20 protein-coding genes are annotated in these 22,403 nt (G+C 68.8%); 9 read left to right on the forward strand and 11 right to left on the reverse strand.

Annotated features, from left to right (window positions below; genetic code table 11):
• Positions 1-47: 47 nt before the first annotated feature.
• From QNO11_RS03355 to sdhC, 4 genes are read right to left on the reverse strand one after another with little or no spacing between them, the layout of a single operon-like run.
• The gene (locus QNO11_RS03355) at positions 48-818 is read right to left on the reverse strand and encodes a succinate dehydrogenase iron-sulfur subunit (RefSeq protein WP_257509319.1); all 771 of its coding nucleotides are present in this window, start codon (positions 816-818) and stop codon (positions 48-50) included.
• A 2-nt stretch (positions 819-820) separates the two neighbouring features.
• A complete protein-coding gene (gene sdhA / locus QNO11_RS03360) occupies positions 821-2,626 on the reverse strand; it encodes a succinate dehydrogenase flavoprotein subunit (protein WP_257509320.1) in 1,806 nt (601 codons plus the stop codon).
• A gap of 41 nt (positions 2,627-2,667) precedes the next feature.
• Complete coding sequence (locus QNO11_RS03365) at positions 2,668-3,123, reverse strand: succinate dehydrogenase hydrophobic membrane anchor subunit (protein ID WP_257509321.1); 456 nt, start codon at positions 3,121-3,123, stop codon at positions 2,668-2,670.
• On the reverse strand, positions 3,123-3,557 hold the full coding sequence (gene sdhC / locus QNO11_RS03370; protein ID WP_257509322.1) for a succinate dehydrogenase, cytochrome b556 subunit: 435 nt from the start codon (positions 3,555-3,557) through the stop codon (positions 3,123-3,125). Before sdhC ends, QNO11_RS03365 begins: the two co-directional genes overlap by 1 nt.
• A 182-nt stretch (positions 3,558-3,739) precedes the next feature.
• Between sdhC and QNO11_RS03375 the strand changes: the two genes are divergently transcribed.
• The 9 genes from QNO11_RS03375 to QNO11_RS03415 all read left to right on the forward strand — a co-directional run bounded on the left by QNO11_RS03375 (position 3,740) and on the right by QNO11_RS03415 (position 13,978).
• Positions 3,740-4,855: a mannose-1-phosphate guanylyltransferase gene (locus QNO11_RS03375; RefSeq protein ID WP_257509323.1), complete on the forward strand. Its 1,116-nt coding sequence runs from the start codon at positions 3,740-3,742 to the stop codon at positions 4,853-4,855.
• A 138-nt stretch (positions 4,856-4,993) separates the two neighbouring features.
• Positions 4,994-6,109 carry a BMP family lipoprotein gene (locus QNO11_RS03380; RefSeq protein WP_257509324.1) on the forward strand — a complete coding sequence of 372 codons (1,116 nt, stop codon included), beginning with the start codon at positions 4,994-4,996 and terminating at the stop codon, positions 6,107-6,109.
• A 118-nt stretch (positions 6,110-6,227) separates the two neighbouring features.
• Positions 6,228-7,742 (forward strand): ABC transporter ATP-binding protein, encoded by a 1,515-nt coding sequence (locus tag QNO11_RS03385; protein ID WP_257509325.1) that lies wholly within the window; start codon positions 6,228-6,230, stop codon positions 7,740-7,742.
• Positions 7,739-9,055, forward strand: coding sequence for an ABC transporter permease (locus tag QNO11_RS03390; protein ID WP_257509326.1), 1,317 nt, complete (start codon positions 7,739-7,741; stop codon positions 9,053-9,055). The genes QNO11_RS03385 and QNO11_RS03390 overlap by 4 nt, the downstream gene beginning before the upstream one ends.
• Complete coding sequence (locus tag QNO11_RS03395) at positions 9,052-10,335, forward strand: ABC transporter permease (protein WP_257509327.1); 1,284 nt, start codon at positions 9,052-9,054, stop codon at positions 10,333-10,335. Before QNO11_RS03390 ends, QNO11_RS03395 begins: the two co-directional genes overlap by 4 nt.
• 2 nt (positions 10,336-10,337) lie before the next feature.
• On the forward strand, positions 10,338-10,739 hold the full coding sequence (locus tag QNO11_RS03400) for a cytidine deaminase (protein ID WP_257509328.1): 402 nt from the start codon (positions 10,338-10,340) through the stop codon (positions 10,737-10,739).
• Positions 10,736-12,034 carry a thymidine phosphorylase gene (locus QNO11_RS03405; protein WP_257509329.1) on the forward strand — a complete coding sequence of 433 codons (1,299 nt, stop codon included), beginning with the start codon at positions 10,736-10,738 and terminating at the stop codon, positions 12,032-12,034. The genes QNO11_RS03400 and QNO11_RS03405 overlap by 4 nt, the downstream gene beginning before the upstream one ends.
• Before the next feature lie 27 nt (positions 12,035-12,061).
• Positions 12,062-13,177, forward strand: coding sequence for an adenosine deaminase (locus QNO11_RS03410; RefSeq protein WP_257509330.1), 1,116 nt, complete (start codon positions 12,062-12,064; stop codon positions 13,175-13,177).
• A 360-nt stretch (positions 13,178-13,537) separates the two neighbouring features.
• Positions 13,538-13,978 (forward strand): hypothetical protein, encoded by a 441-nt coding sequence (locus QNO11_RS03415; RefSeq protein WP_257509331.1) that lies wholly within the window; start codon positions 13,538-13,540, stop codon positions 13,976-13,978.
• A gap of 27 nt (positions 13,979-14,005) precedes the next feature.
• Here QNO11_RS03415 and QNO11_RS03420 read toward each other — a convergent pair whose 3' ends face one another.
• The 7 genes from QNO11_RS03420 to ptsP form a co-directional block, all read right to left on the reverse strand.
• The gene (locus QNO11_RS03420; protein WP_257509332.1) at positions 14,006-14,980 is read right to left on the reverse strand and encodes an SDR family oxidoreductase; all 975 of its coding nucleotides are present in this window, start codon (positions 14,978-14,980) and stop codon (positions 14,006-14,008) included.
• Positions 14,977-15,942: a bile acid:sodium symporter family protein gene (locus tag QNO11_RS03425; RefSeq protein ID WP_257509333.1), complete on the reverse strand. Its 966-nt coding sequence runs from the start codon at positions 15,940-15,942 to the stop codon at positions 14,977-14,979. Before QNO11_RS03425 ends, QNO11_RS03420 begins: the two co-directional genes overlap by 4 nt.
• Positions 15,939-17,279, reverse strand: a complete 1,341-nt coding sequence (locus tag QNO11_RS03430) for a flavin-containing monooxygenase (protein ID WP_257509334.1) — start codon at positions 17,277-17,279, stop codon at positions 15,939-15,941. Before QNO11_RS03430 ends, QNO11_RS03425 begins: the two co-directional genes overlap by 4 nt.
• Before the next feature lie 134 nt (positions 17,280-17,413).
• Positions 17,414-18,565 carry a mannitol-1-phosphate 5-dehydrogenase gene (locus tag QNO11_RS03435; RefSeq protein WP_257509335.1) on the reverse strand — a complete coding sequence of 384 codons (1,152 nt, stop codon included), beginning with the start codon at positions 18,563-18,565 and terminating at the stop codon, positions 17,414-17,416.
• Entirely contained in the window at positions 18,562-19,002 is a 441-nt protein-coding gene (locus QNO11_RS03440; RefSeq protein WP_257509336.1) for a PTS mannitol transporter subunit IIA, read from the reverse strand. The genes QNO11_RS03435 and QNO11_RS03440 overlap by 4 nt, the downstream gene beginning before the upstream one ends.
• Before the next feature lie 169 nt (positions 19,003-19,171).
• Positions 19,172-20,731 carry a PTS mannitol transporter subunit IIBC gene (locus tag QNO11_RS03445; RefSeq protein WP_257509337.1) on the reverse strand — a complete coding sequence of 520 codons (1,560 nt, stop codon included), beginning with the start codon at positions 20,729-20,731 and terminating at the stop codon, positions 19,172-19,174.
• Positions 20,728-22,401, reverse strand: a complete 1,674-nt coding sequence (gene ptsP / locus QNO11_RS03450; RefSeq protein WP_257509338.1) for a phosphoenolpyruvate--protein phosphotransferase — start codon at positions 22,399-22,401, stop codon at positions 20,728-20,730. Before ptsP ends, QNO11_RS03445 begins: the two co-directional genes overlap by 4 nt.
• Between the last annotated feature and the right edge of the window lie 2 nt (positions 22,402-22,403).

Raw genomic sequence — 22,403 nt, forward strand, 5'->3', positions numbered from 1 at the left:
GGGATGCCGCGACTGGCGGCATCCCCCGTCACACTGTCACTCGGGTGCTACTTGCGCAGGATCGCCTGCTTGACCTCGGCGATGGCCTTGGTGACCTCGATGCCACGAGGGCACGCCTCGGTGCAGTTGAAGGTGGTGCGGCAGCGCCACACGCCTTCCTTGTCGTTGAGGATGTCCAGACGCGCGTCGCCGGCGTCGTCGCGGGAGTCGAAGATGAACCGGTGCGCGTTGACGATCGCGGCGGGGCCGAAGTACTGCCCGTCGGTCCAGAACACCGGGCACGACGAGGTGCACGCGGCGCACAGGATGCACTTGGTGGTGTCGTCGAAGATCTCCCGCTTGGCGATCGACTGGATGCGCTCTTTGCCCGGCTCCGGCTTGGAACCGGCGATCAGGAACGGCTGCACCTCGCGGTAGGAGGCGAAGAACGGCTCCATGTCGACGACGAGGTCCTTCTCCAGCGGCAGGCCCTTGATGGCCTCCACGTAGATGGGCTTCGAGATGTCGAGGTCCTTGATGAGGGTCTTGCACGCGAGCCGGTTGCGGCCGTTGATGCGCATCGCGTCGGACCCGCAGATGCCGTGCGCGCAGGAGCGGCGGAAGGTCAGTGACCCGTCGACCTCCCACTTGATCTTGTGGAGGGCATCGAGCACACGGTCGGTGGAGTACAGCTCCACGTCGTAGTCGACCCAGCGCGGCTCGGCATCCTGTTCGGGATCGAAGCGCCGGATGATGAACGTGACGAGGAACGACTGGATGCCGGTGTCGTTGCTCGGCGCGGCGGCGAGAGCCTCGGCCGGGGCGATCGCAGTGGCCATGCCTAGTACTTCCTCTCCATCGGCTGGTACCGGGTGATGACGACGGGCTTCCAGTCCAGCCGGATGTGGTCCTCGGGGTGCGAGGACTGCGCGTCACCCGACAGGTAGGCCATCGTGTGCTTCATGTAGTTCTCATCGTCGCGCTTGGGGTAGTCGTCGCGCATGTGGCCGCCGCGGCTCTCCTTGCGGTTGCGGGCGGTGACGACGACGACCTCGGCCAGGTCCAGCAGGAAGCCGAGCTCGACCGCCTCGAGCAGGTCGGTGTTGAACCGCTTGCCCTTGTCGTCGACGTGGACGTTGCGGTAGCGCTCGCGCAGGTCCGCGATGACGTCCATCACTTCGGAGAGCGACTCGTCGGTGCGGAAGACCTGGGCCTTGCGGTCCATCTCGTCCTGCAGCGTCTTGCGCAGCACCGCGATGCGCTCGGTGCCGGGGTTGTGGCGCAGCGTCTCGAGCATGTCCCGCACATCCTTTGCGGGGTCCTCCGGCAGCGGCACGAAGTCGGCGGTCTGCACGTACTCGACGGCGTTGCGGCCGGCGCGCTTGCCGAACACGTTGATGTCCAGCAGCGAGTTGGTGCCGAGGCGGTTCGAGCCGTGCACCGACACGCACGCGCATTCGCCGGCGGCGTACAGTCCCGGCACGACGGTGGTGTTGTCGCTGAGGACCTCGGCGTTGACGTTGGTGGGGATGCCGCCCATCGCGTAGTGCGCGGTGGGCATGACCGGCACCGGCTCCACCACCGGGTCCACGCCCAGGTAGGTGCGGGCGAACTCGGTGATGTCGGGGAGCTTGGTCTCCAGCACCTCGGCGCCCAGGTGCGTGCAGTCGAGGAAGACGTAGTCCTTGTCGGGTCCGCCGCCGCGACCCTCGGCCACTTCCTGCACCATGCAGCGGCTGACGATGTCGCGCGGGGCGAGGTCCTTGATCGTGGGCGCGTAGCGCTCCATGAACCGCTCGCCGGAGGCGTTGCGCAGGATCGCGCCTTCGCCTCGGGCGCCTTCGGTGAGCAGGATGCCGAGACCGGCCAGGCCGGTGGGGTGGAACTGGAAGAACTCCATGTCCTCCAGCGGCAGCCCCTTGCGCCAGATGACGCCGACGCCGTCACCGGTGAGGGTGTGGGCGTTGGAGGTGGTCTTGAAGATCTTGCCGAAGCCACCCGTGGCGAAGATGACCGCCTTGGACTGGAACACGTGCAGGTCACCGGTGGCCAGCTCGTACGCCACGACACCGGCGACCTGGGTGGAGCCGTCCTCGGCGGTGACCGTGACGAGGTCCAGCACGTAGAACTCGTTGAAGAAGTTGATGCCGAGTCGGACGCAGTTCTGGAACAGCGTCTGCAGGATCATGTGGCCGGTGCGGTCGGCGGCGTAGCAGGCGCGACGCACCGGGGTCTTGCCGTGATCGGCGGTGTGGCCGCCGAAACGCCGCTGGTCGATCTTGCCCTCAGGGGTGCGGTTGAACGGCAGCCCCATGTTCTCGAGGTCGATAACGGCGTCGATCGCTTCGCGGGCGAGGATCTCCGCGGCATCCTGATCGACGAGGTAGTCGCCGCCCTTGACGGTGTCGAACGTGTGCCACTCCCACGAGTCCTCTTCGACGTTGGCCAGCGCCGCCGCCATCCCGCCCTGCGCCGCACCGGTGTGCGACCGGGTGGGGTACAGCTTCGTGATCACGGCGGTCCGCGCGCCGGGTCCGGCTTCGATCGCCGCCCGCATGCCGGCGCCACCGGCGCCGACGATCACGATGTCGAACTGGTGGTAGTGGACGCCGTCCTTGACGACGGTGCCTGTGGTGTCGGTACTCACGTGTCAGATGCCTTCGTTCTCTGCGCCGTCGCGCGACGTCACTACGCCGCGCACTTTTCGATCAGCCACTCGGTCGTGCTGTTCTCGATCCCGAGGCAGGGATCGAAGGTGAACACGACCAGTGTGCCGAGGACGATCATCAACCCGGCCGACAGCCACAGCGCCCACACCAGCACGCGGCGCGCGGTGGCGCCGGCGACGTAGTCGTTGACGATCGTGCGCATGCCGTTGGCGCCGTGGATGAAGGCCAGCCACAGCATCAGCACGTCCCACCACTGCCAGAACGGCGAGGCGAACTTGCCGGCGACGAACGCGAAGTCGATGCCGTGGATGCCGTCGCCCAGCATGAGGTTGACGAAGAGGTGACCGAAGATCAGGACGACCAGCAGCACGCCGGAGGCGCGCATGTAGATCCAGCCCCACTTCTCCAGGTTCGCGCCGCGCTTGCGGGGCGTGGTGTGGGGAGTGCGGGGGGCGGCGAGGGTGTCGGCGGTCATCAGTGGCCCCCTCCCATCTCGGAGAAGACGTTCATGAGGTGGCGCGGTGTGAAGCCGAGCATCGTCACGGCCCACAGGCCAATGACCCCCCACCACAGCTGTCGCTGGTAGCGGGCGCCCTTGGCCCAGAAGTCCACGAGGATGATGCGCAGCCCGTTGTAGGCGTGGTAGGCGATCGCGGCGACCAGCACCACCTCACCGAGCCCCATGATCGGGTTCTTGTAGGTGCTCATCACCGCGTCGTAGGCCTCGGGGGCCACGCGGATGAGTGCCGTGTCGAGCACGTGCACCAGCAGGAAGAAAAAGATCGCAACGCCGGTGATGCGATGCAGAACCCACGACCACATACCCTCGTTGCCGCGGTACAGCGTGCCGCGCGGGGTCTTGGAAGTGGTTTCGGTCGCCGAGGGCGTGACGCGTGCAGCGGCTGCCACTATCGTCCTCCATGGTCGAATCGTCAGGCGGGCCGCACACACGAGGGGCGGCGTCCGCAGTGCGTCACAGGGGCGCAACCTCCATCCTATTCCGGCGAATCGGAGGTGGGCGACACGAGCACCCGTCGACCCGTCGGCGGGGGCGTCGGGGGAGGGCTGTCGCGAGTGGATAGCCTGGGGGCATGGACGATACCCTCCCGGATTTCTACGCCGTCATCCCCGCGGGGGGCATCGGCAGCCGTCTGTGGCCGCTGTCGCGGGCCGATGCGCCGAAGTTCCTGCACGACCTGACCGGATCCGGTCAGACCCTGCTGCGCGACACGTGGGACCGACTGGAGACGCTCGCCGGCGCGGATCGGATCGCTGTGGTCACCGGCCGCGCGCACCGGTCTGCGGTGGAGGAGCAGCTGCCGGCCATCCCCGACCGCAACGTCATCCTCGAGTCGGAGCCGCGTGAATCCGCCGCCGCGATCGGTCTGGCCGCCGCGATCCTGGTGCGCCGCGAACCGGACGTGATCATCGGCTCGTTCGCGGCCGACCACGTCATCCGCGGCACCCGCACGTTCGAGTTCGCGGTGCAGCAGGCCGTCGCCGTGGCGCGAGCCGGGTACATCTGCACGATCGGCATCCAGCCGTCGGAGCCGTCGGTGGGCTTCGGCTACATGAAGAAGGACGGCGAGCTGATCGTCGACGGCGCCCCGGAGGCGGCCCTGGTCGAGCGGTTCGTGGAGAAGCCCGATCTCGAAACCGCGAAGGAGTACTTCGCCGACCGGTCGTATCTGTGGAACGCGGGCATGTTCATCTCGCGCGCCGACGTGCTGCTGGCCGAGATCGCCGAGAACGCCCCCGAGCTGCACGCCGGGCTCATCGAACTGGCCGAGGCGTGGGACGACCGCGATCGCCGCGGGCCGGTCGTTGACCGCGTGTGGCCGGGTCTGCCGAAGATCGCCATCGACTACGTGGTGGCCGAGCCTGCGGCCGAGAAGGGCCGTCTGGCCGTGATCCCGGGCCACTTCGACTGGGACGACGTGGGCGATTTCGCGAGCCTGGCCAAGCTCAACTCGCACGGCCGCAAGAACGATCTGGCGATCCTCGGCGAGAATGCACGAGTGCTGTCGGATGCCGCCAGCGGCATCGTGGTGAGTCAGACCAAGCGGGTCATCAGCCTCATCGGAGTGAAGGACATCGTCGTGGTCGACACCGAGGATGCGCTCCTGGTGACCACGAGCGAGCACGCCCAGCGGGTGAAGGGCGTCGTGGACGCGCTCAAGCTCAACGGGCGCGGCGACGTGTTGTGACCTGCTGCGTGACGGGTTGATTGCGTCTTTGTAACCATTCCCGCGTGGGGACCCTGGGAGCGTGCACAGCCGTCGTCATCATCGGTAACGTCGGTCTTATATCGCGAAATTCGCGAGGTCATCAACGTGGAGGCTGCATTGCCCATCTCGACCACCAAGAAGGTCCTCGGCGTCACCGGGGCAGCGGCGCTGCTCGTGGCACTCGCCGGCTGCGGTTCGGCACCCGAGGAAGACACAGCCGGCAGTGCGGCCCCCGAACCCGCTGACGACTTCCTCCCCTGCCTGATCTCGGACGAAGGCGGCTGGAACGACCGCTCGTTCAACCAGGCGGCCAAGGAGGGCATGGATCGCGCGCTCGAAGAGCTCGACATCGAGGGCATCGAAATGGAGTCGACGACTCCGAACGACTACGCCCCGAACCTGGAGACGCTCGTCTCGGAGGGTTGCACGTTCATCGTCTCCGTCGGCTTCAACCTGTCGCCGGCGACGGTGGAGTCGGCTCTGGCAAACCCTGAGATCGACTACGCGATCATCGACGACTGGGCCGACAATGACTTCGACGGCGCCACCGACGCCCCGAACATCAAGCCCCTCGTGTTCGACACCGCCGGCGCGGCCTTCCTCGGTGGCTACGCGGCCGCCGCCTGGTCCGACCAGAGCGGTGTGAACAAGGTCGGCACCTTCGGCGGCATGCAGATCCCGTCCGTCGCCGTGTTCATGGACGGCTTCCAGCTCGGCGTTGAGAAGTTCAACGAGGACAAGGGCGCAGCCGTCGAGGTCTTCGGTTGGGATTCCGCCTCTCAGGAGGGGCTGTTCACCGGTGGCTTCACCGCGAACGACACCGCCAAGCAGACCGCGCAGAGCGTGCTCGACCAGGGTGTGGACGTCATCCTCCCCGTGGGCGGTCCCATCTACCAGAGCGCCGCGGCGGCCATCGCCGACAGCGGTGCCGAGGTGGTCATGCTCGGTGTCGACAAGGACCTCGCGGTCGCCGACGACACCGTCACCGACATCACGCTGGTGTCGATCATGAAGGCGATCGACGTCGCCGTCTACGAAGCGACGCTCGAGGCCGCTGCCGGTGACTTCGATGTCGCCCCGTACGTCGGCACGCTGGAGAACGAGGGCGTCAAGCTCTCGGAGTTCCACGACTTCGAGTCGCAGCTTCCGGAGGGCCTGGCCGACGAGCTGGCCGCACTGCAGGAGCAGATCATCGCCGGTGACATCGTGGTGGAGTCCCCGAACTCCCCGTGATCTGAAGGCAGTCACGCTCGGGGCGGGCAACGGATCACCGTTGCCCGCCCCGAGCCGTTCCGAACAACTCGCACCCGCGCGGCCCACCAGCGCCGGGGTGCTGGATTAGGGTGCAGTTATGAAGCTCGAGCTCCGCGGGATCACAAAACGATTCGGCAGCCTCACTGCAAACAACAACATCGACCTCACGGTCGAGGCAGGGGAGATTCACGCTCTCCTGGGGGAGAACGGCGCCGGCAAATCGACGCTGATGAACGTCCTCTACGGGCTGTATCAGGCCGATGAAGGCGAGATCGTTCTCGACGGTGCCGTGCAGCACTTCCGTGGCCCGGGGGATGCGATGGCCGCAGGCATCGGCATGGTGCACCAGCACTTCATGCTGATCCCGGTCTTCACGGTGGCAGAAAACGTCATGCTCGGTCACGAGTCGACGAAGGGGCTCGGCGTGCTGGACCTGGCCGCAGCCCGCACTCACGTGCGGGCCGTCGCCGACCGGTTCGGCTTCGACATCGATCCGGATGCCATCGTCGGCGAACTGCCGGTGGGGGTGCAGCAGCGCGTGGAGATCATCAAGGCGCTGTCCCGCGACGCGCAGGTGCTCGTCTTCGACGAGCCCACCGCGGTGCTGACGCCGCAGGAGACCGACGAGCTGATGGCCATCATGCGCCAGCTGCGCGATGAAGGCACCTCCATCGTCTTCATCACCCACAAGCTGCGCGAAGTGCGCGAAGTGGCCGACCGGATCACCGTCATCCGCCTGGGCGCCGTGGTCGGCGAAGCATCGCCCACAGCCACCAACGCCGAGCTCGCCTCTCTCATGGTGGGGCGCGCGGTCGAACTCACCGTGCAGAAGCAGTCGCCTCGCGTCGGTGCGGGCGGGCTCGAGGTGCGTGACCTGCGCGTGCTCACTCCCGCCGGGGCCATCGTCGTCGACAGCGTCAACTTCGACGTGCGGCCCGGGGAGGTCGTGGCGATCGCCGGAGTCCAGGGCAACGGCCAGACCGAACTCGTCGAGGCGATCGTGGGCCTGGCCGCGCGGGTGGAGGGCTCCATTCGCCTGGGCGGTACCGAACTGGTCGGCAAGAGCGTCCGCGGCATCCTCGACGAAGGCGTCGGTTTCGTCCCCGAGGACCGCACCGAGGACGGCCTGGTCGGCGGGTTCTCCGTCGCCGAGAACCTCATCCTGGACCGTTCCAGCGACCGGCAATTCGTGCGGATGGGCACCATCATGCGGCAGACCCTCGATGCGTTCGCCCGTGAGCGCATCGAAGAGTACGACATCCGCACGCGCGGTCCCGAGTCGGTGGCGGCCACCCTCTCCGGCGGTAACCAGCAGAAGGTCGTCATCGCGCGCGAACTCAGCCGCGAGCTGCGGCTGCTCGTGGCCGCCCAGCCGACCCGTGGCGTCGATGTCGGCTCCATCGAGTTCATCCACAAGCGGATCATCGAGACACGGGATGCCGGCGTGCCGGTGGTCGTCGTCTCGACCGAGCTCGACGAGGTCACCGCCCTCGCCGATCGCATCGCGGTCATGTATCGCGGATCGATCGTCGGGGTCGTCCCCGGCAACACCCCACGTGACATCCTCGGCCTCATGATGGCCGGAGCCAGCGACCCGGAGGTAGCAGCATGACCGGCACGACGCCCGGTGCCGACGATGCCAGGACGGGGCTGCCGCCCGAGCAGCTCCCTCCCGTCAAGGGACCGCTCACCGGTGAGCCGGCCGTTCCACCGCCCCCGCGCGCCAACGTCCTCGTCAAGGAACTGATGCGCGGCAGCGCGGTGACCACGATCCTCGCGATTGTGCTCGCGATGGTCGTGGGCGGCATCCTCATCGCCCTGACCGACGACGACGTGCAGGAATCGGCCGTTTACTTCTTCGCGCGCCCCGGCGACACGTTCGCGGCCATCTGGAGCTCGGTGTACGGCGGGTACGAGGCACTGTTCCGCGGTGCGGTGTTCAACCCGCGCGGCGCGGATTTCGCGGCGCAGATCCGCCCGCTGACCAACTCCCTCGGATTCGCCGCCCCGCTGATCGCCGCCGGTCTCGGCGTCGCGCTGGCGTTCCGCGTCGGCCTGTTCAACATCGGTGCCCGCGGCCAGATGCTCGTCGGCGCGATCTTCGCGGCGTTCTTCGCCTTCAACCTCGACATGCCGATGTGGGCGCACCTGCCGTTGACGCTGCTGGCCGGCATCATCGGCGGAGCGATCTGGGGCGGCATCGTCGGCATCCTGAAGGCCCGTACCGGCGCGCACGAGGTGATCCTGACGATCATGCTCAACTACGTGGCGTACTACCTGCTGCTGTGGATGATCCGCACCCCGGGTCTGCTGCAGAAGCCGGGCACCAACCAGCCGGTCACGGCCGCGACGCCCGAGACCGCACAGTTCCCCGAACTGTTCGGCCCCTCGTTCCCGCTGCTGGACTGGGGCTTCATCGTCGTGATCCTCGCGACGGTAGCGGTGTGGTGGGTCGTGGAGTTCTCCAGCCTCGGCATGCGCATGCGCGCCGTCGGGGAAAACCCGTTCGCCGCCCGTGCGGCGGGCATCAGCGTGAAGCGCATCTACGTCTACGCGATGCTCTTCGCCGGGGGCCTGGCGGGCCTGGCGGCCATGAATCAGATCCAGGGGTCGGTCACCACCGGCTTCACCGGCACGATCGACGCCGGCATCGGCTTCGATGCCATCACGGTGGCGCTGCTCGGCCGCAGCCGCGCGTGGGGAACGTTCGCCGCCGGCATCCTGTTCGGCGCACTCAAGGCCGGGTCGTTCTCGATGCAGGCGCAGGGGATCCCGGTGGATATCGTGCTGGTCGTCCAGGCGCTGATCGTGCTGTTCATCGCGGCGCCGCCGCTGCTGCGCACGATCTTCTTCCTGCCCAAGACCGATGCGGAGAGGGCGGCGAAGGCGCGAGCCAAAGCCGCCAAGAAGGCGGTGACGGCATGAGCGCGCTCGCCCCCTCGGCACCCGCTGCTCCCATCCAGCTCGGCACGGTCAAGGAGCGGCACCTGAAGGTGCCGATCGTGCTGGCCGGGGTGACGGTGCTGCTGGCCCTGCTGTTCTTCTTCGCGCCCCGCGACGGCATCAGCACCTTCCGCCTCGGCGACGCCGCCTCGGCGATCGTGCTGCCGACCGTGGAGCTTCCCACCGCGACCACGAGTTGGCTCCTCCTGGTTTTGCTCGTGCTGATCACGGCATGGGCGGCATGGGATGCCTGGTCGTACCGTCGTCCCCCGCTGTGGCTCGTGATCGTCTTCAGCGTGCTCGGGGTGTTCGCTTTCCTCGTCTGGGCGGCAGCGGGCGGCCTCGTACCGGTCACCGGACTGCTGTTCGGCGCGATCTCACTGTCGGTGCCGCTCGTATTCGGCGCGTTGGGTGGCGTCATCGGCGAACGCGTGGGCGTGGTCAACGTCGCCATCGAGGGCCAGCTGCTGCTGGGTGCCTTCTCCGCGGCACTGTTGTCCTCCATCACCGGGAACCCCTTCATCGGGCTGATCGGCGCGATGATCGGCGGCGTGCTGGTGGCGTTCGTGCTGGCGGCATTCGCGATCAAGTACCTCGTCGACCAGGTCATCGTCGGCGTCGTGCTGAACGTGCTGGTCACCGGACTGACCGGCTTCCTGTACGGGGCACTGCTGGTGCCCAACGAGGAGCAGCTGAACCGCCCCGTCCGCTTCACTCGGCTGGAGATCCCGCTGCTCAGCGACATCCCCCTCATCGGCCCGGTGCTGTTCAACCAGACGTTCCTGGTGTACCTGATGTACATCACCGTCGCCGTCGTCGCGTGGGCGCTGTACCGCACCCGCTGGGGGCTGCGCCTGCGCGCGGTCGGCGAGCACCCGCAGGCCGCGGACACCGTCGGCATCAAGGTCAACATGTCCCGGTTCTGGAACGTGTCGCTGGCCGGCGCGATCGCGGGTATCGGCGGGGCGTACTTCACGCTGGTCTCGGTGCCGCAGTTCACCAAGGAGATGACCGCCGGACTCGGCTTCATCGCCCTGGCCGCCGTGATCTTGGGTCGGTGGGATCCGCTGCGCGCGGCTCTGGCGGCGCTGCTGTTCGGATTCGCCACGAACCTGCAGAACCTGCTGACGGTGCTGCAGACGCCGATCCCCAGTGAATTCATGCTGATGCTGCCGTACCTGGTCACCATCATCGCCGTCGCCGGATTCGTGGGCCAGATACGCGGCCCCGCGGCAGCCGGCAAGCCGTATATCAAGGGTTGACAATGACAGACATCGATTGGGATCAGCTCCGCGCCGTCGCGACGGAGGCCATGCAGCGGGCGTATGCCCCCTACTCCCGTTACCGGGTGGGTGCCGCCGCGCTCGTGACCGACGGGCGCATCGTGGCCGGCTGCAACGTGGAGAACGCCTCGTACGGGGTTGGACTGTGCGCGGAGTGTGCGCTGGTCGGCGACCTGCAGATGTCCGGAGGCGGGCAGCTGGTCGCCTTCGTGTGCGTCAACAACGACGGCCAGACGATCATGCCGTGCGGCCGCTGCCGCCAACTGCTCAACGAATTCGCCCTGCCGGGCATGCTGCTGGAGACCGTCTCCGGCATCCGCACGATCGATGAGGTGCTGCCCGACGCGTTCGGTCCCCGCGACCTCGAGGAGGCCGCCCGATGAGCACCGACAACATGGAGCCCTTCGACGCCGTAGACGTCATCCGCGCCAAACGCGACGGCGGCGTCGTCCCCGACGAGGCCCTCCGGTGGATGGTCGACGCGTATACGCGCGGCTACGTCGCCGACGCGCAGATGGCCTCGTTCGCCATGGCGGTGCTGCTCAACGGCATGGAACGCCGTGAGATCCGCGTCCTCACCGACGCGATGATCGCCTCGGGCGAGCGGATGAGCTTCGCGAAGCTGGGCAAGCCCACCGTCGACAAGCACTCCACCGGGGGTGTCGGCGACAAGATCACGCTGCCGCTCGCGCCGCTGGTGGCATCCTTCGGCGTTGCCGTGCCCCAGCTGTCCGGTCGCGGCCTCGGGCACACCGGCGGGACGCTGGACAAGCTCGAGTCGATCCCCGGCTGGCGCGCCGCGCTGACCAACGAGGAGCTGTTCGCGCAGCTGCGCGACATCGGCGCCGTCATCTGCGCGGCCGGGTCGGGACTTGCCCCGGCCGACAAGAAGCTCTATGCCCTGCGCGATGTCACCGGCACCGTCGAGGCGATCCCGCTCATCGCCTCGAGCATCATGTCCAAGAAGATCGCGGAGGGCACCGATGCGCTCGTGCTCGACGTGAAGTTCGGCGCCGGCGCGTTCATGCGCGACGTCGACAAGGCCCGGGAGCTGGCGCGCACGATGGTCGCGCTCGGCACCGACTCGGGGGTTGCCACCACGGCGCTGCTGACCGACATGAACACCCCACTTGGCCTGGCGATCGGCAACGCCAACGAGGTGCGCGAATCGGTCGAGGTGCTCGCCGGCGGCGGACCCGCCGACGTGGTCGAACTCACCATCGCCCTCGCGCGCGAGATGCTCGCACTGGCCGGTCACCCCGATGCCGACGTCGAAGCGGCGCTGCGCGACGGCCGTGCCATGGACACCTGGCGCGCCATGATCATCGCGCAGGACGGCGAGCCGGATGCCGCATTGCCGGTTCCCCGCGAAACGCACACCGTCACGGCTCCCACTGCCGGAGTCCTCACCCGCCTGGACGCGCTGCCCTTCGGCATCGCCGCGTGGCGCCTGGGAGCCGGCCGCGCCCGGGCGCAGGACCCCGTGCTGCACGCCGCCGGCATCGATCTGCACGTCAAACCCGGCGATGCCGTCACCGAAGGTCAGCCGCTGTTCACCTTGCTCGCAGATGATGACAAGCGGTTCGGCCGCGCCCTCGATGCCCTCCACGATTCGTGGGAGATCGGCGACACGGCTCCGGCCGCCACGCCGCTCGTGCTCGAGCGCATCACCGCCTGACCGACCGCACCAAACGAAGGAACCCCCATGGCCATCGATCAGTACGACGACGCCCGAGTGCAGGGAGTGTCCGTTCGCGAGCTGCCCAAGGTCTCGCTGCACGACCACCTCGACGGCGCGTTGCGCCCGGCGACCATCATCGAACTGGCCGACGCGGCCGGTGTCGACGTCCCCGAGACCGACCCCGAAGCCCTCGCCGACTGGTTCGAGGACCGCAGCGACTCCGGGTCGCTCGTGGAGTACCTGAAGACCTTCGACCTGACCACCGCGGTCATGCAGACCCGCGAGGGCCTGACCCGGGTGGCACGGGAGTTCGTCGAGGACATCGCCGCCGACGGCGTCGTGTACGGCGAGGTGCGCTGGGCGCCCGAGCAGCACCTGCAGGGCGGGCTGTCGCTGGAAGAAGCGGTCGAAGCCGTACAGGAGGGCATCGAAGAGGGTGAGGACGCCGTCGAGGCCGCCGGTCGCGATATCCGCGTCGGCCAGCTGATCACCGCGATGCGCCACACCGACCGTTCGCTGCAGATCGCGGAGCTGGCGGTCGCATTCCGCAGCCGCGGCGCCGTCGGATTCGACATCGCCGGGCCCGAGGACGGCTTCCCGGCATCCCACCACCGCGTGGCGTTCGACTACCTCGCGTCGCAGTTCTTCCCCGTCACCGTGCACGCCGGCGAGGCGGCCGGGCTCGACTCGATCCGCTCCGCCCTCATCGACGGCCGCGCGCTGCGCCTCGGTCACGGCGTGCGCATCGCCGAGGACCTCGAGGTCGTCTCGCGCGAGGGCGAAGAGGTCTACGTGCAGATGGGCGACCTCGCCCGCTGGGTGCGCGACCGCGAGATCCCGCTGGAGCTGTCGCCGTCGTCGAACCTGCAGACCGGCGCCATTCAGGCGTGGGGCAAGGAGCTGGTCGACCACCCGTTCGACCTGCTCTACCAGCTCGGGTTCGCCGTCACGGTCAACGTGGACAACCGCACGCAGAGCCGCACGTCGCTCACCCGCGAGCTCGCGCTGCTGGCGGAGACGTTCGAGTACGACCTCGGCGACCTCGAAGCGTTCCAGCTGAACGCGGCGGCGGCGGCCTTCCTCTCGGTTGAGGAGCGCGAGGAGCTCATCGAGCTGATCGCGGAGGGCTTCGCCCGCTGATGCTGCAGCGCTGCCGGATCGTGTTGGCAACATGCACCATAACGCTCCTGGAATGGCCATCATAGGAGCATGCGGCACCGTACATATCGCGCGGGGGTCCTCCCCCTCAGCGTGCTCCTGGTCTCTCTGCTCTCCCTGACGGGGTGCGCCGGGACGACCTCCCCCGTAGGCAACGCATCCAGTGGCACGGGAAGTCCACACTCGGACCTGGAGAGTGCGCCCGCGAACCCTCAGGCGACCGTTTCCCCCACCCCGACCACCGAGCCCGGGGCGGTATCCGACAGTGGAGCGCCCCTCACCGACAGCGTTGCGCCGCAGCCCGTCGTGCCGCCCGCCAGGACATACGCTCACGGCGATGTCGTGGACAGCCGGTATACCCCGGGCGTCGACTGGTCGGTCTACCGTGATTACCAGACCTTGGACAACCGCGTCGTCGTCGTGGACCCGGCGCTGCCGGTGCCGGATGCTGTCCGATCCGACCTGCAGGTGCGGCTCGACGCGATGGGTCCCGATGACGGCCGTCCAGAGATGGTCGACGGCAATGGGATCACGCCGTCGAACGACCTTCGGTACCGGCTGGGCCACATCGGCAAGCAGCTGATCACAGTCAGACTGCGGGCCACGGCGACAGCGGGGGTCTTCACCTGGCACGCGGTCGCCGGTTTCGGCCTGACGACGGTGTCGGGGACCGACCGGAACGCGGTCCTCCGCGATGTCGAGACCTGGGTAGCCTCGCAGAAGGACCCGAATGCATGGGTCGTCGTCGCGGCCACCGGACCGGTGTCGGCGCCCACTGGCTGACGAGCCGCGAGGCGATGCCGCGACGAGTCAGCGGCGCGCCACGCCCGGGTGCGTCGCGAGATACGCGTCGAAGGCTTCGGCACTGGTTTTCGACGGAACGAACCCGAAGTCCTTCTTCAGCGCGTCGTTGGCGAGCACGGGCCGATACTGCAGGAACCCGACCTGCTCGGGCCCGTGCACGGTCAGCCGCAGGGCGCGGCCGACGCGCAGGGCCAGCGCCAGCGCCCACGCGGGGATCGTCAGCACGGGCTTGCCGAGGCGCGCGGCGATCTCGTGCACCGTGAGCCGCCCGTCGCCCGCGACGTTGTAGATGCCGGCGGGCCCGTCGGTCGCGGCCCGGGCCATGGCCGCGGCGATGTCGTCGACCCAGACGAAGACGAACGGCGATTCCGAACCGCGCACCGCGAGGACGCGGCGCCCGTCCCACAGGGCGGTGATCTGATTCGAGACGGTCGGTCCGAGAATCGTGCCGATGCGGAACACGACCTGCTGCAATTCGGGATGCTCCGCTCGGTATGACGCGAGCATCTCCTCGACGAGGCGCTTGTGCAGCGAGTAGGCGAATTCGTCGCTGCCGCGCACAGGGTCGCTCTCGCGCAGCCACTCCGGGTTGTCGGCGTGATACCCGTATGCCGCGCCGGACGACGACACCACGATGCGGCGCACCCGGGCTGCCAGGCACGCCTCCAGGACGTGGCGGGTGCCGCCGACGTCGACGCGGTATTCCATCGCGTGGTCGCGGCCGGGACTCACGATCGCCGCGAGATGCACCACGACGTCGATGCCGTGACGTTCGAGGATCGGGGCCACGCCATCGGGCAGGGTGACATCGAGCGACTCGTACACGACGCCGGGAACGGGCTCCACCGGTGAGCGGACGTCGCCGGCGACAACCAGCGCGACATCCGGCTTGGCCACCAGCGCCCGCGCGACGTGCGTGCCGAGGAATCCGCCGCCGCCCGTGACCAGCACCCGCGCGCCGCCGGCATCCGCCCCGCTCATGCCGTGCCCCCGGCACCGTCCGCCGCAACCGCATGCCGCGACGCGTCTCCCGTGGCCGACCCGGTGCGCCGCCGGGTGTGCCGTGCCCAGAGGGCGGCGACCAGCAGCCCCGCGATGATGTCCCAGATGCCCCACCAGCCCGCGACGATCGCCATGCCGCCCAGGCCCCCGAAGAAGGTGAACACCAGTCCCAACCCGAGACCGGCGTTGCGGATGCCGACCTCGAACGTCATCGCCTTGCGCTCCCGGGTGCCCAGGCCCCCCACGACCGCGGTGCCGTAGCCGATCCCGAGGGCGACGGCGTCGTGGATCGTCACGACCACGACGATGACCCCGAGGAACGCCACGAAATACGCCCAGTTGCCCGCGAGCGCCGCGACGATGAATCCCACCAGCGCCAGCAGCGAGAACCACTTCACGAAGGGCTGCACCCGCGCGGCGACACGGGGAAGCTTCTCGCGCACCGCGAGGCCCACGACGAAGGGCACCCCGATGATCAGGAGGATCTCCAGCAGCATCTGCCAGCCGTTGAGCGACACCGCCGACAGCAGGTCGCGGGTGTCGGTCCGCAGCGACCCCCAGAACGCGATGCTGAAGGGCAGCGCCACGATGTAGAGCAGGTTGCCGACGGCGGTCATCGACACCGACAGGGCGACGTTGCCGCCGGAGCGGTGCGTGAGCACCTGCGAGATGTTGCCGGGCGGGCAGCACGCCACCAGGATCATGCCGAGCGCCATCGAGGCGCTCACCGGCAGCAGCAGCGTGAGCCCGAGCGTGACGGCGGGCAGCACGAGCAGCTGCGCGAGGATCGCGATGGCGAAGGGCTTCGGCTTGCGGGCCACCACGCGGAAGTCGTCGAGCGAGGTGTCCAGCGCGATGCCGAGCATGATGAGAGCCAGCACGACGTTGAGGATCATGAGCGTGCCTGGGGTGAAGTTGAGCACCACTTCGTCGGGATTCATGCCGACCCTGCCTTCCGCGACGAGCGCCCGCCGCCGCGACGCGCGCCGGGCTGGGTGGCCTGCAGTGATTCGACCGCCTCGCGCACGGCGCGGCGGTAGGCGTCCTTGTTGACGTAGTACGACATCCGCTCCAACCCCAGGTACCGGTAGCCGCCGGTGAGGTCGGGCCAGGGGTCCGCGGCCAGCCGGCGGCGAAACTCCAGCTGTCGCTCGGCGGGTGCCGACAGATACGCCGCGATGAGCTCGGCCTGCTCGTACCGGCCCTGCCAGCCGATGCCGGACGCCTCGATCATCCCCATCACGAACAGGCCCCGGATCTGCGGCGGGAAGATGTTGAGGAACAGGTGGGGCGACCAGCCTGTCCAGTTCAGCTCCGCCCGGTCGACGAACGGGTAGTCCAGCGTGTAGCCGGTGGCCAGCAGCACGGTGTCGTACTCGCCCGTCGTGCCGTCGCGGAAGTGCACCGTGCTCCCGTCGAAGCGCGCGACGTCGGGCCGGATCCGCAGGTCCCCCTGACCCACGTGGTTCAGCAGCAGCGTGTTGACGATGGGGTGTGATTCGTAGATGCGGTAGTCGGGCTTCGGAAACCCGAACCGGGACGGGTCACCGGTGAACGCGCGCAGCACCCGGGTGTCGATGAACTGCTTGATTCGCGCCGGCAGCGGCCGCCCCTGGTTGAGGGTGTCGGCGGGCCGGCCGAACAGGTAGCGGGGGACGAAGTAGTACCCGCGGCGCACGCTCATGTCGACGGATGCCGCGTGGTGCACGGCATCCACAGCGATGTCGCAGCCGGAGTTGCCGGCGCCGATGATCAGCACGCGCTTGCCGGCGAGCGAGTTCGCGCGCTTGTAGGCGCTGGTGTGCAGCAGGTCGCCGTCGAACGTGCCGGGGAAGCGGGGGACGTTCGGCTCGGCGAGGGTGCCGTTGGCGAGGATCACCCCGGCATAGGTCTCGGTCGTGCTGCCGTGCGGACCCGTCGCCGTCATCGTCCACGACCCGTCGCCCCGGCGCTCGATCCCGGTGACCCTGGTGTCGAACTGGAACCTCGCGGTCAGCCCGAACCGCTCGGCGTAGGCGCGGAAATACTGCAGCAGCGTGCGGTGCCCCGGGTAGTCGACATCGGTCGCCATCGGGAACTCGGCGAACTGCGTCGTCGTGCGCGAGGAGATGAGGTGCGCCGACTCGTACATCGTCGAGCGCGGATTGTCGATGTCCCAGAGCCCGCCGACGCCCGCGGCGGCTTCGTAGCCGACGAACTCCAGCCCCGCCCGTGACAGGGCACGGGCCGCGGCCAGGCCGGATGGACCCGCACCGATGACGGCATACTGCGCGTGCATGTTCTCCCCAGACGTCGTTGTCCAGGCTCGATGTTAGCGCTTGTTAACCGAGGCCCGCGTCGGCGTCCGGCGCGGGGCGCGAAAGAGGCGGGCGGGGGACCGATCCGACCCCCCGCCCGCCTCTGCCACAGTCCTCAGGCCAGCGCGCCCTGGCGTGTCTGCACGACGGCCAGGACGGCAGGGAACAGCGGGTGGTCGGACTCGAGCCCGGTGACGGATGCCGTGAACGTCGCGGCATCCTGTTCGCGCAGCAGCCGCTGCAGGTCGACCGACTGCGGGTCTTCGGCGTCGTCGAATTCCAGCGCCGCGCCCATGGCCGCCACCAGTCCCGCGACCGGCAGACCGCGTTCGGCTGCTTCGGCCGCGGGGCCGACGAAGCGCTCGTGACGCGACAGCTTGCGCAGCGGCTGGCGGCCCACCCGCCACACCGTGTCGGGCAGGGCGGGGTTGGCGAAGCGGCGCAGGATCGTGGCGCGGTACTCGGCCATGTCCCCCGGGTCCAGCGCGTGCTTGGCCACCAGCAGCGCGGAGGTCTCCTCCAGCGCGGTCGCGACGTCGGCGGCGATGGTCGGATCCGACAGCGCCGCGGCGATGGTGTCGACCCCGGCGCGGGCACCGAAGTACGCCGTGGCGGCGTGGCCGGTGTTCACCGTGAAGAGCTTGCGCTCGATGTACGGCGCGAGGTCCTCGACGAAGTGGGCACCCGGGATCGAGGGCAGGTTGCCGCTGAACGGGGGAGCCTCGATCGCCCACTCGAAGAACGGCTCCACCGTGACGTCGACACCCTCGCCCGGCGCCTGGGCCGGCACGATGCGGTCGACGGCGGTGTTGGCGAAGATCGCGCTGCCGGCGATCGCATCCCACGCGCCCTCGGCCTGCGCGCGGATCTCGTCGCGCAGCAGGTCCGTGGCGTTGATGGCGTTCTCGCACGCCATGATCGTCAGCGGCGGCAGCGAGGGGTCACGCGTGGCGAGACCGGCGACGATGTGCGGGGCGACGAAACGCAGGATGGTGGGCCCGACGGCCGTGGTGACGATGTCGGCCGTGGCGATCTCGTCGATGACGGCCTGCGGGTCGGTCTGGCTGTTGATCGCGCGGAAGCCGGTGACGACCTTGTCGACACCGCCCTCGCCGACCTCGTGCACGGTGTACTCGTCGGCGGCGTTGATCGCATCGACCAGGGGAGCGGCAACGTCGGAGAAGACGAGTTCGTAGCCGCCTTCGTGCAGCAGCAGCCCGACGAACCCGCGCCCGATGTTGCCGGCGCCGAAGTGGACGGCCTTCATGATGCGTTGACCGCGGACAGCAGGGCGTACAGCTCTTCGGGGGTCTGGGCCTGCTTGAGCTTGGCCACCTCGTCGTCGTCGGAGAACAGCAGGGCGATCTGCGACAGGATCTCGAGGTGCTCGTCGCCCTTGCCGGCGATGCCCACCACGAACGTCACCGGGTTGCCGTCCCAGTCCACGCCGCCGTCATAGCGCACGAACGACAGTGCCGAGTCGAGGATGGTCGCCTTCGTCTCGTTCGTGCCGTGCGGGATCGCCAGCTCGTTGCCCATGTAGGTCGAGACCGTCTCCTCGCGCTGCTGCATCGCGTCGAAGTACGCGTTCGTGACGGCCCCGGCGGCCTGCAGGATGTCAGCGGCCTCCCTCATCGCGTCCTCACGGCTCACCGAGCCGGAGTGGATGCGGACCTGTCCCACGTTGAGGACGTCACGTGCCATGTCTTTCCCCTTTCATCGGACGGATGCCGCAGCATCCGCCGTTCACTGTTGCAGGTCGTGCGCAGCCCCGGCAGGGGTTGCGCACTGCGCCTCGGCCGGGGTAACGGCCGTGCGCCGAGAAAGGCCGCGGGGCCGGGGGCATCACGCCGCCCGGCCCCGCAGCGGTCGGTCAGGCCCCGTCGTGCTGCGCGCGCACCAGGTCCACGACCTCTTCGTACTTCGGAGAGTTCATGAAGTTGTCCACCGACACGTGAACCGCGTTCGGCGTCTTCTGCCGTGCCCGGTCGGTCAGCTGGTTCTGCGTGATGACCAGGTCGGCGCTGGAGTCGAGGTTCGCGATCGCCTTGTTGACGACCGTGACATCCTCGATGCCTGCCTTCTTGATCTTGTTGCGCAGGACGCTGGCGCCCATCGCCGAGGAACCCATGCCCGCGTCGCACGCGAACACGATGTTCTTGATCTCGCGCTCGGTCATGACGGCCGGCTCGATGCCGCCGCCGGCTTCGGTCGCCGCGCCGCCGCGCAGGCCGCTGAGCGCGTCGGACGACTTGCCCTTGGCCGCCTCGGTCTGCGTGATCGCCGCGCCGAACGCGTCGTCGGTCGCCGCCATCGCCGCGAGGTCCCGCTTGCGCGAGGCTCGCAGGATCACCGAGGCGATGAGGAACGTGACCGCGGCCGAGAGGATCACCGAGAGGATCACGGCGAAGTAGGAGCCGACCGCTGTCTGCGCCAGCACCGCGATGATGCTGCCCGGTGCTGCCGGGGCACGCAGCGCGCCGCCGAGGAGCATGTTGGTGGTGACACCGGTCATGCCGCCACCGATGAGGGCGACGATGAGGACCGGCTTCATGAGGGCGTACGGGAAGTACACCTCGTGGATGCCACCGACGAACTGGATGAGCGCAGCGCCCGGGGCCGAGGCGCGCGCGGCGCCGAGACCGAAGAACGCGAACGCCAGCAGCAGGCCCAGGCCGGGGCCGGGGTTGGCCTCGAGGAGGAACAGGATCGACGAGCCCTCATCGGCTGCCTGCTGGATGCCCAGCGGGGTGAGCACGCCGTGGTTGATGGCGTTGTTGAGGAACAGCACCTTGGCGGGCTCGATCAGGATGCTCGTCAGCGGCAGCAGGTTCAGCTCGACCAGCCACTCCACCGCGTTGCTGAGCGTGCTCATCAGGCCGTTCACGAGCCAGGCGATCGGGTAGAACCCGACGATGGCCATGACGAAGCCCCAGATGCCGGCGGAGAACATGTTGACGAGCATCTCGAAGCCCGCCTTGATCTTGCCCTCCCACAGGCTGTCGAGCCACTTCATCGTGTAGGCCGCCAGCGGCGCCATGATCATCGCGCCGATGAACATGTGCACCTGGCCGAGCTGGTCGGCGCCCTCCGGCAGGCCCGCGTTGAAGTTGGCGATGAGCAGGTCGGAACCGGCGATCGCACCCATCGTCGCGATGGCGGCGACGACACCGCCGCGCACGCCGTAGACGATGTTTCCACCGGTGTAGGCGATCAGCAGGGGGAGCAGGTAGTGGATGAACGGGCCGACGATCGTCTCAAGGTCGGCGTTGGGGGTGAACCCCGCCGCGATGAAGAACGCCGTGAAGATGCCCCAGGCGATGAGCGCCGGGATGTTGGGCATGATCATGCCGGAGAGGTAGGTGCCGAAGCGCTGAACCCCGACGCGCGCTTTGTTCCCCCCCTGCTTTGAGGTGGCTGACGTCGATGTCATGATTGTGTCTCCTTCTCTCGGGTTGCGGCCTGCTGGGCCGCGATTCGGGCTCCCCCCGCGTCATCCGCGGTGAGGGCGGCTTCGGCGATGCGCTTGGCATCGTCGAGGGTGTACATGAGCAAACTGGCGCGCACATCGGCGATCGCCGTCGGCGCCATCGACAGCGTGGTGGCGCCGAGCCCGACGAGCACGACGGCCAGCAGCGGGTCTGCTGCCGCCTCGCCGCAGATGCCGACCGGTTTGCCGTTGGCGATGCCGGCGGCGCCCACCTCGCGGATGAGGCGCAGCACGGCGGGGTGCCACGGGTCCTGGAAGGCGGCGACCGAGCCCAGCAGCCGGTCGGCGGCGAGGGTGTACTGCGTCAGGTCGTTCGTGCCGATCGAGGCGAAGTCGGCGATGGCGAGCACCTTGTCGGCGAGCAACGCCGAGGAGGGCACCTCGACCATGACTCCGGCGGTCTTGACGCCGTAGTCGCGGGCGATCTCGGTGAAGTACCGGGTCTCCTCGACGGTGGACACCATCGGCGCCATGACCCACAGGTCCGCCTCGGTGGCGTCATCCGCCTGCGCCAGCGCGGTCAGCTGCTCACGCAGGATGTCCTCGCTCGCGCGCAGGGCGCGCAGGCCCCGCAGGCCCAGTGCCGGGTTCTCCTCGTGGGCGTCGTTGAGGAACGCCAGCGGCTTGTCGGCGCCGGCGTCCAGCACTCGTACGACCACTTTCTGACCCGGGAACGCGGCCAGCAGCTTCGTATACGCCTCGCGCTGCTGCTCGACGGTGGGCGCCGAGGCGGAGCTGAGGAACAGGAACTCGGTACGGAAGAGTCCTACGCCCTCCGCGCCCAGTTCGACGGCCTCGGCGGCGCCTTCCGGCTTGCCGAGGTTGGCCAGCAGTGGCACGCGGGTGCCGTCGGCGAGGGCGCCCGGGGTGATCGGGGCGGTTGCCGCCGATGCCCGGGCGGCCGCGCGATTCTCGGCGCGGGACAGGTCCTCCTGGCTGGGGGAGGTGGTCACGACACCGGCAGCGGCGTCGACGATCACGGTCTCACCCTCGAGGAGGTCCTTCGCGCCGACGGCGCCCACGACGGCGACGATCGACTTCTCGCGCGCGAGGATCGCGGTGTGCGAGGTGGGTCCGCCTTCCGTGGTGACCAGCGCCAGCACCTTGTCCAGATCCAGCAGCGCCGTATCGGCGGGGGCGAGGTCCTTGGCGACGAGCACGAACGGGTGGCCGGGGTCGGGCACGCCGGGGGCCGGGACGCCGCGCAGGTGCGCGATGACGCGCTGTGCGACATCGTCGAGGTCGGCGGCACGCTCGCCGAGGTATCCGCCCATGGCCGTCAGCTGCTCGCGGAACCGTACGAACGCGTCGAACACGGCGAACTCCGCGGTCTTGCCCTGGGCGATCCGCCCGTCGACCTCGTCCAGCAGCGACGGGTCCTCGGCCATCATGGCCTGCGCTTCCAGCACATCCCGCGCCGCGCCGCCGGCCTTGGCGCCGCGCTGTTCGAGCTCACGGGCGACGGCGGTCACTGCCGCGCGGGCGCGCTCGCGCTCCTGTTCGGGCTCCTGCTCGCTGGCCGTATCGGCGGGCGCGGGCAGGGGCTCGGACATGCGCGCGACCGGTCCTTGGGCAACGCCCAGGCCGATTCCCACTCCGCGCAGTTCAGTCATCA

Origin of the sequence: Microbacterium sp. zg-B96, assembly GCF_030246865.1 — a bacterium.
In the GTDB taxonomy this organism is placed as follows: Bacteria; Actinomycetota; Actinomycetes; order Actinomycetales; family Microbacteriaceae; genus Microbacterium.

Coding starts and splice junctions, on each gene's coding strand:
- QNO11_RS03400 (WP_257509328.1), top strand. CDS start 10,338: ATGACAGACATCGATTGGGATCAGCTCCGCGCCGTCGCGACGGAGGCC.
- ptsP (WP_257509338.1), bottom strand. CDS start 22,401: ATGACTGAACTGCGCGGAGTGGGAATCGGCCTGGGCGTTGCCCAAGGA.
- QNO11_RS03425 (WP_257509333.1), bottom strand. CDS start 15,942: ATGAATCCCGACGAAGTGGTGCTCAACTTCACCCCAGGCACGCTCATG.
- QNO11_RS03385 (WP_257509325.1), top strand. CDS start 6,228: ATGAAGCTCGAGCTCCGCGGGATCACAAAACGATTCGGCAGCCTCACT.
- QNO11_RS03410 (WP_257509330.1), top strand. CDS start 12,062: ATGGCCATCGATCAGTACGACGACGCCCGAGTGCAGGGAGTGTCCGTT.
- QNO11_RS03440 (WP_257509336.1), bottom strand. CDS start 19,002: ATGGCACGTGACGTCCTCAACGTGGGACAGGTCCGCATCCACTCCGGC.
- QNO11_RS03375 (WP_257509323.1), top strand. CDS start 3,740: ATGGACGATACCCTCCCGGATTTCTACGCCGTCATCCCCGCGGGGGGC.
- QNO11_RS03420 (WP_257509332.1), bottom strand. CDS start 14,980: ATGAGCGGGGCGGATGCCGGCGGCGCGCGGGTGCTGGTCACGGGCGGC.
- QNO11_RS03390 (WP_257509326.1), top strand. CDS start 7,739: ATGACCGGCACGACGCCCGGTGCCGACGATGCCAGGACGGGGCTGCCG.
- QNO11_RS03430 (WP_257509334.1), bottom strand. CDS start 17,279: ATGCACGCGCAGTATGCCGTCATCGGTGCGGGTCCATCCGGCCTGGCC.
- QNO11_RS03445 (WP_257509337.1), bottom strand. CDS start 20,731: ATGACATCGACGTCAGCCACCTCAAAGCAGGGGGGGAACAAAGCGCGC.
- QNO11_RS03405 (WP_257509329.1), top strand. CDS start 10,736: ATGAGCACCGACAACATGGAGCCCTTCGACGCCGTAGACGTCATCCGC.
- QNO11_RS03435 (WP_257509335.1), bottom strand. CDS start 18,565: ATGAAGGCCGTCCACTTCGGCGCCGGCAACATCGGGCGCGGGTTCGTC.
- QNO11_RS03395 (WP_257509327.1), top strand. CDS start 9,052: ATGAGCGCGCTCGCCCCCTCGGCACCCGCTGCTCCCATCCAGCTCGGC.
- QNO11_RS03355 (WP_257509319.1), bottom strand. CDS start 818: ATGGCCACTGCGATCGCCCCGGCCGAGGCTCTCGCCGCCGCGCCGAGC.
- QNO11_RS03365 (WP_257509321.1), bottom strand. CDS start 3,123: ATGACCGCCGACACCCTCGCCGCCCCCCGCACTCCCCACACCACGCCC.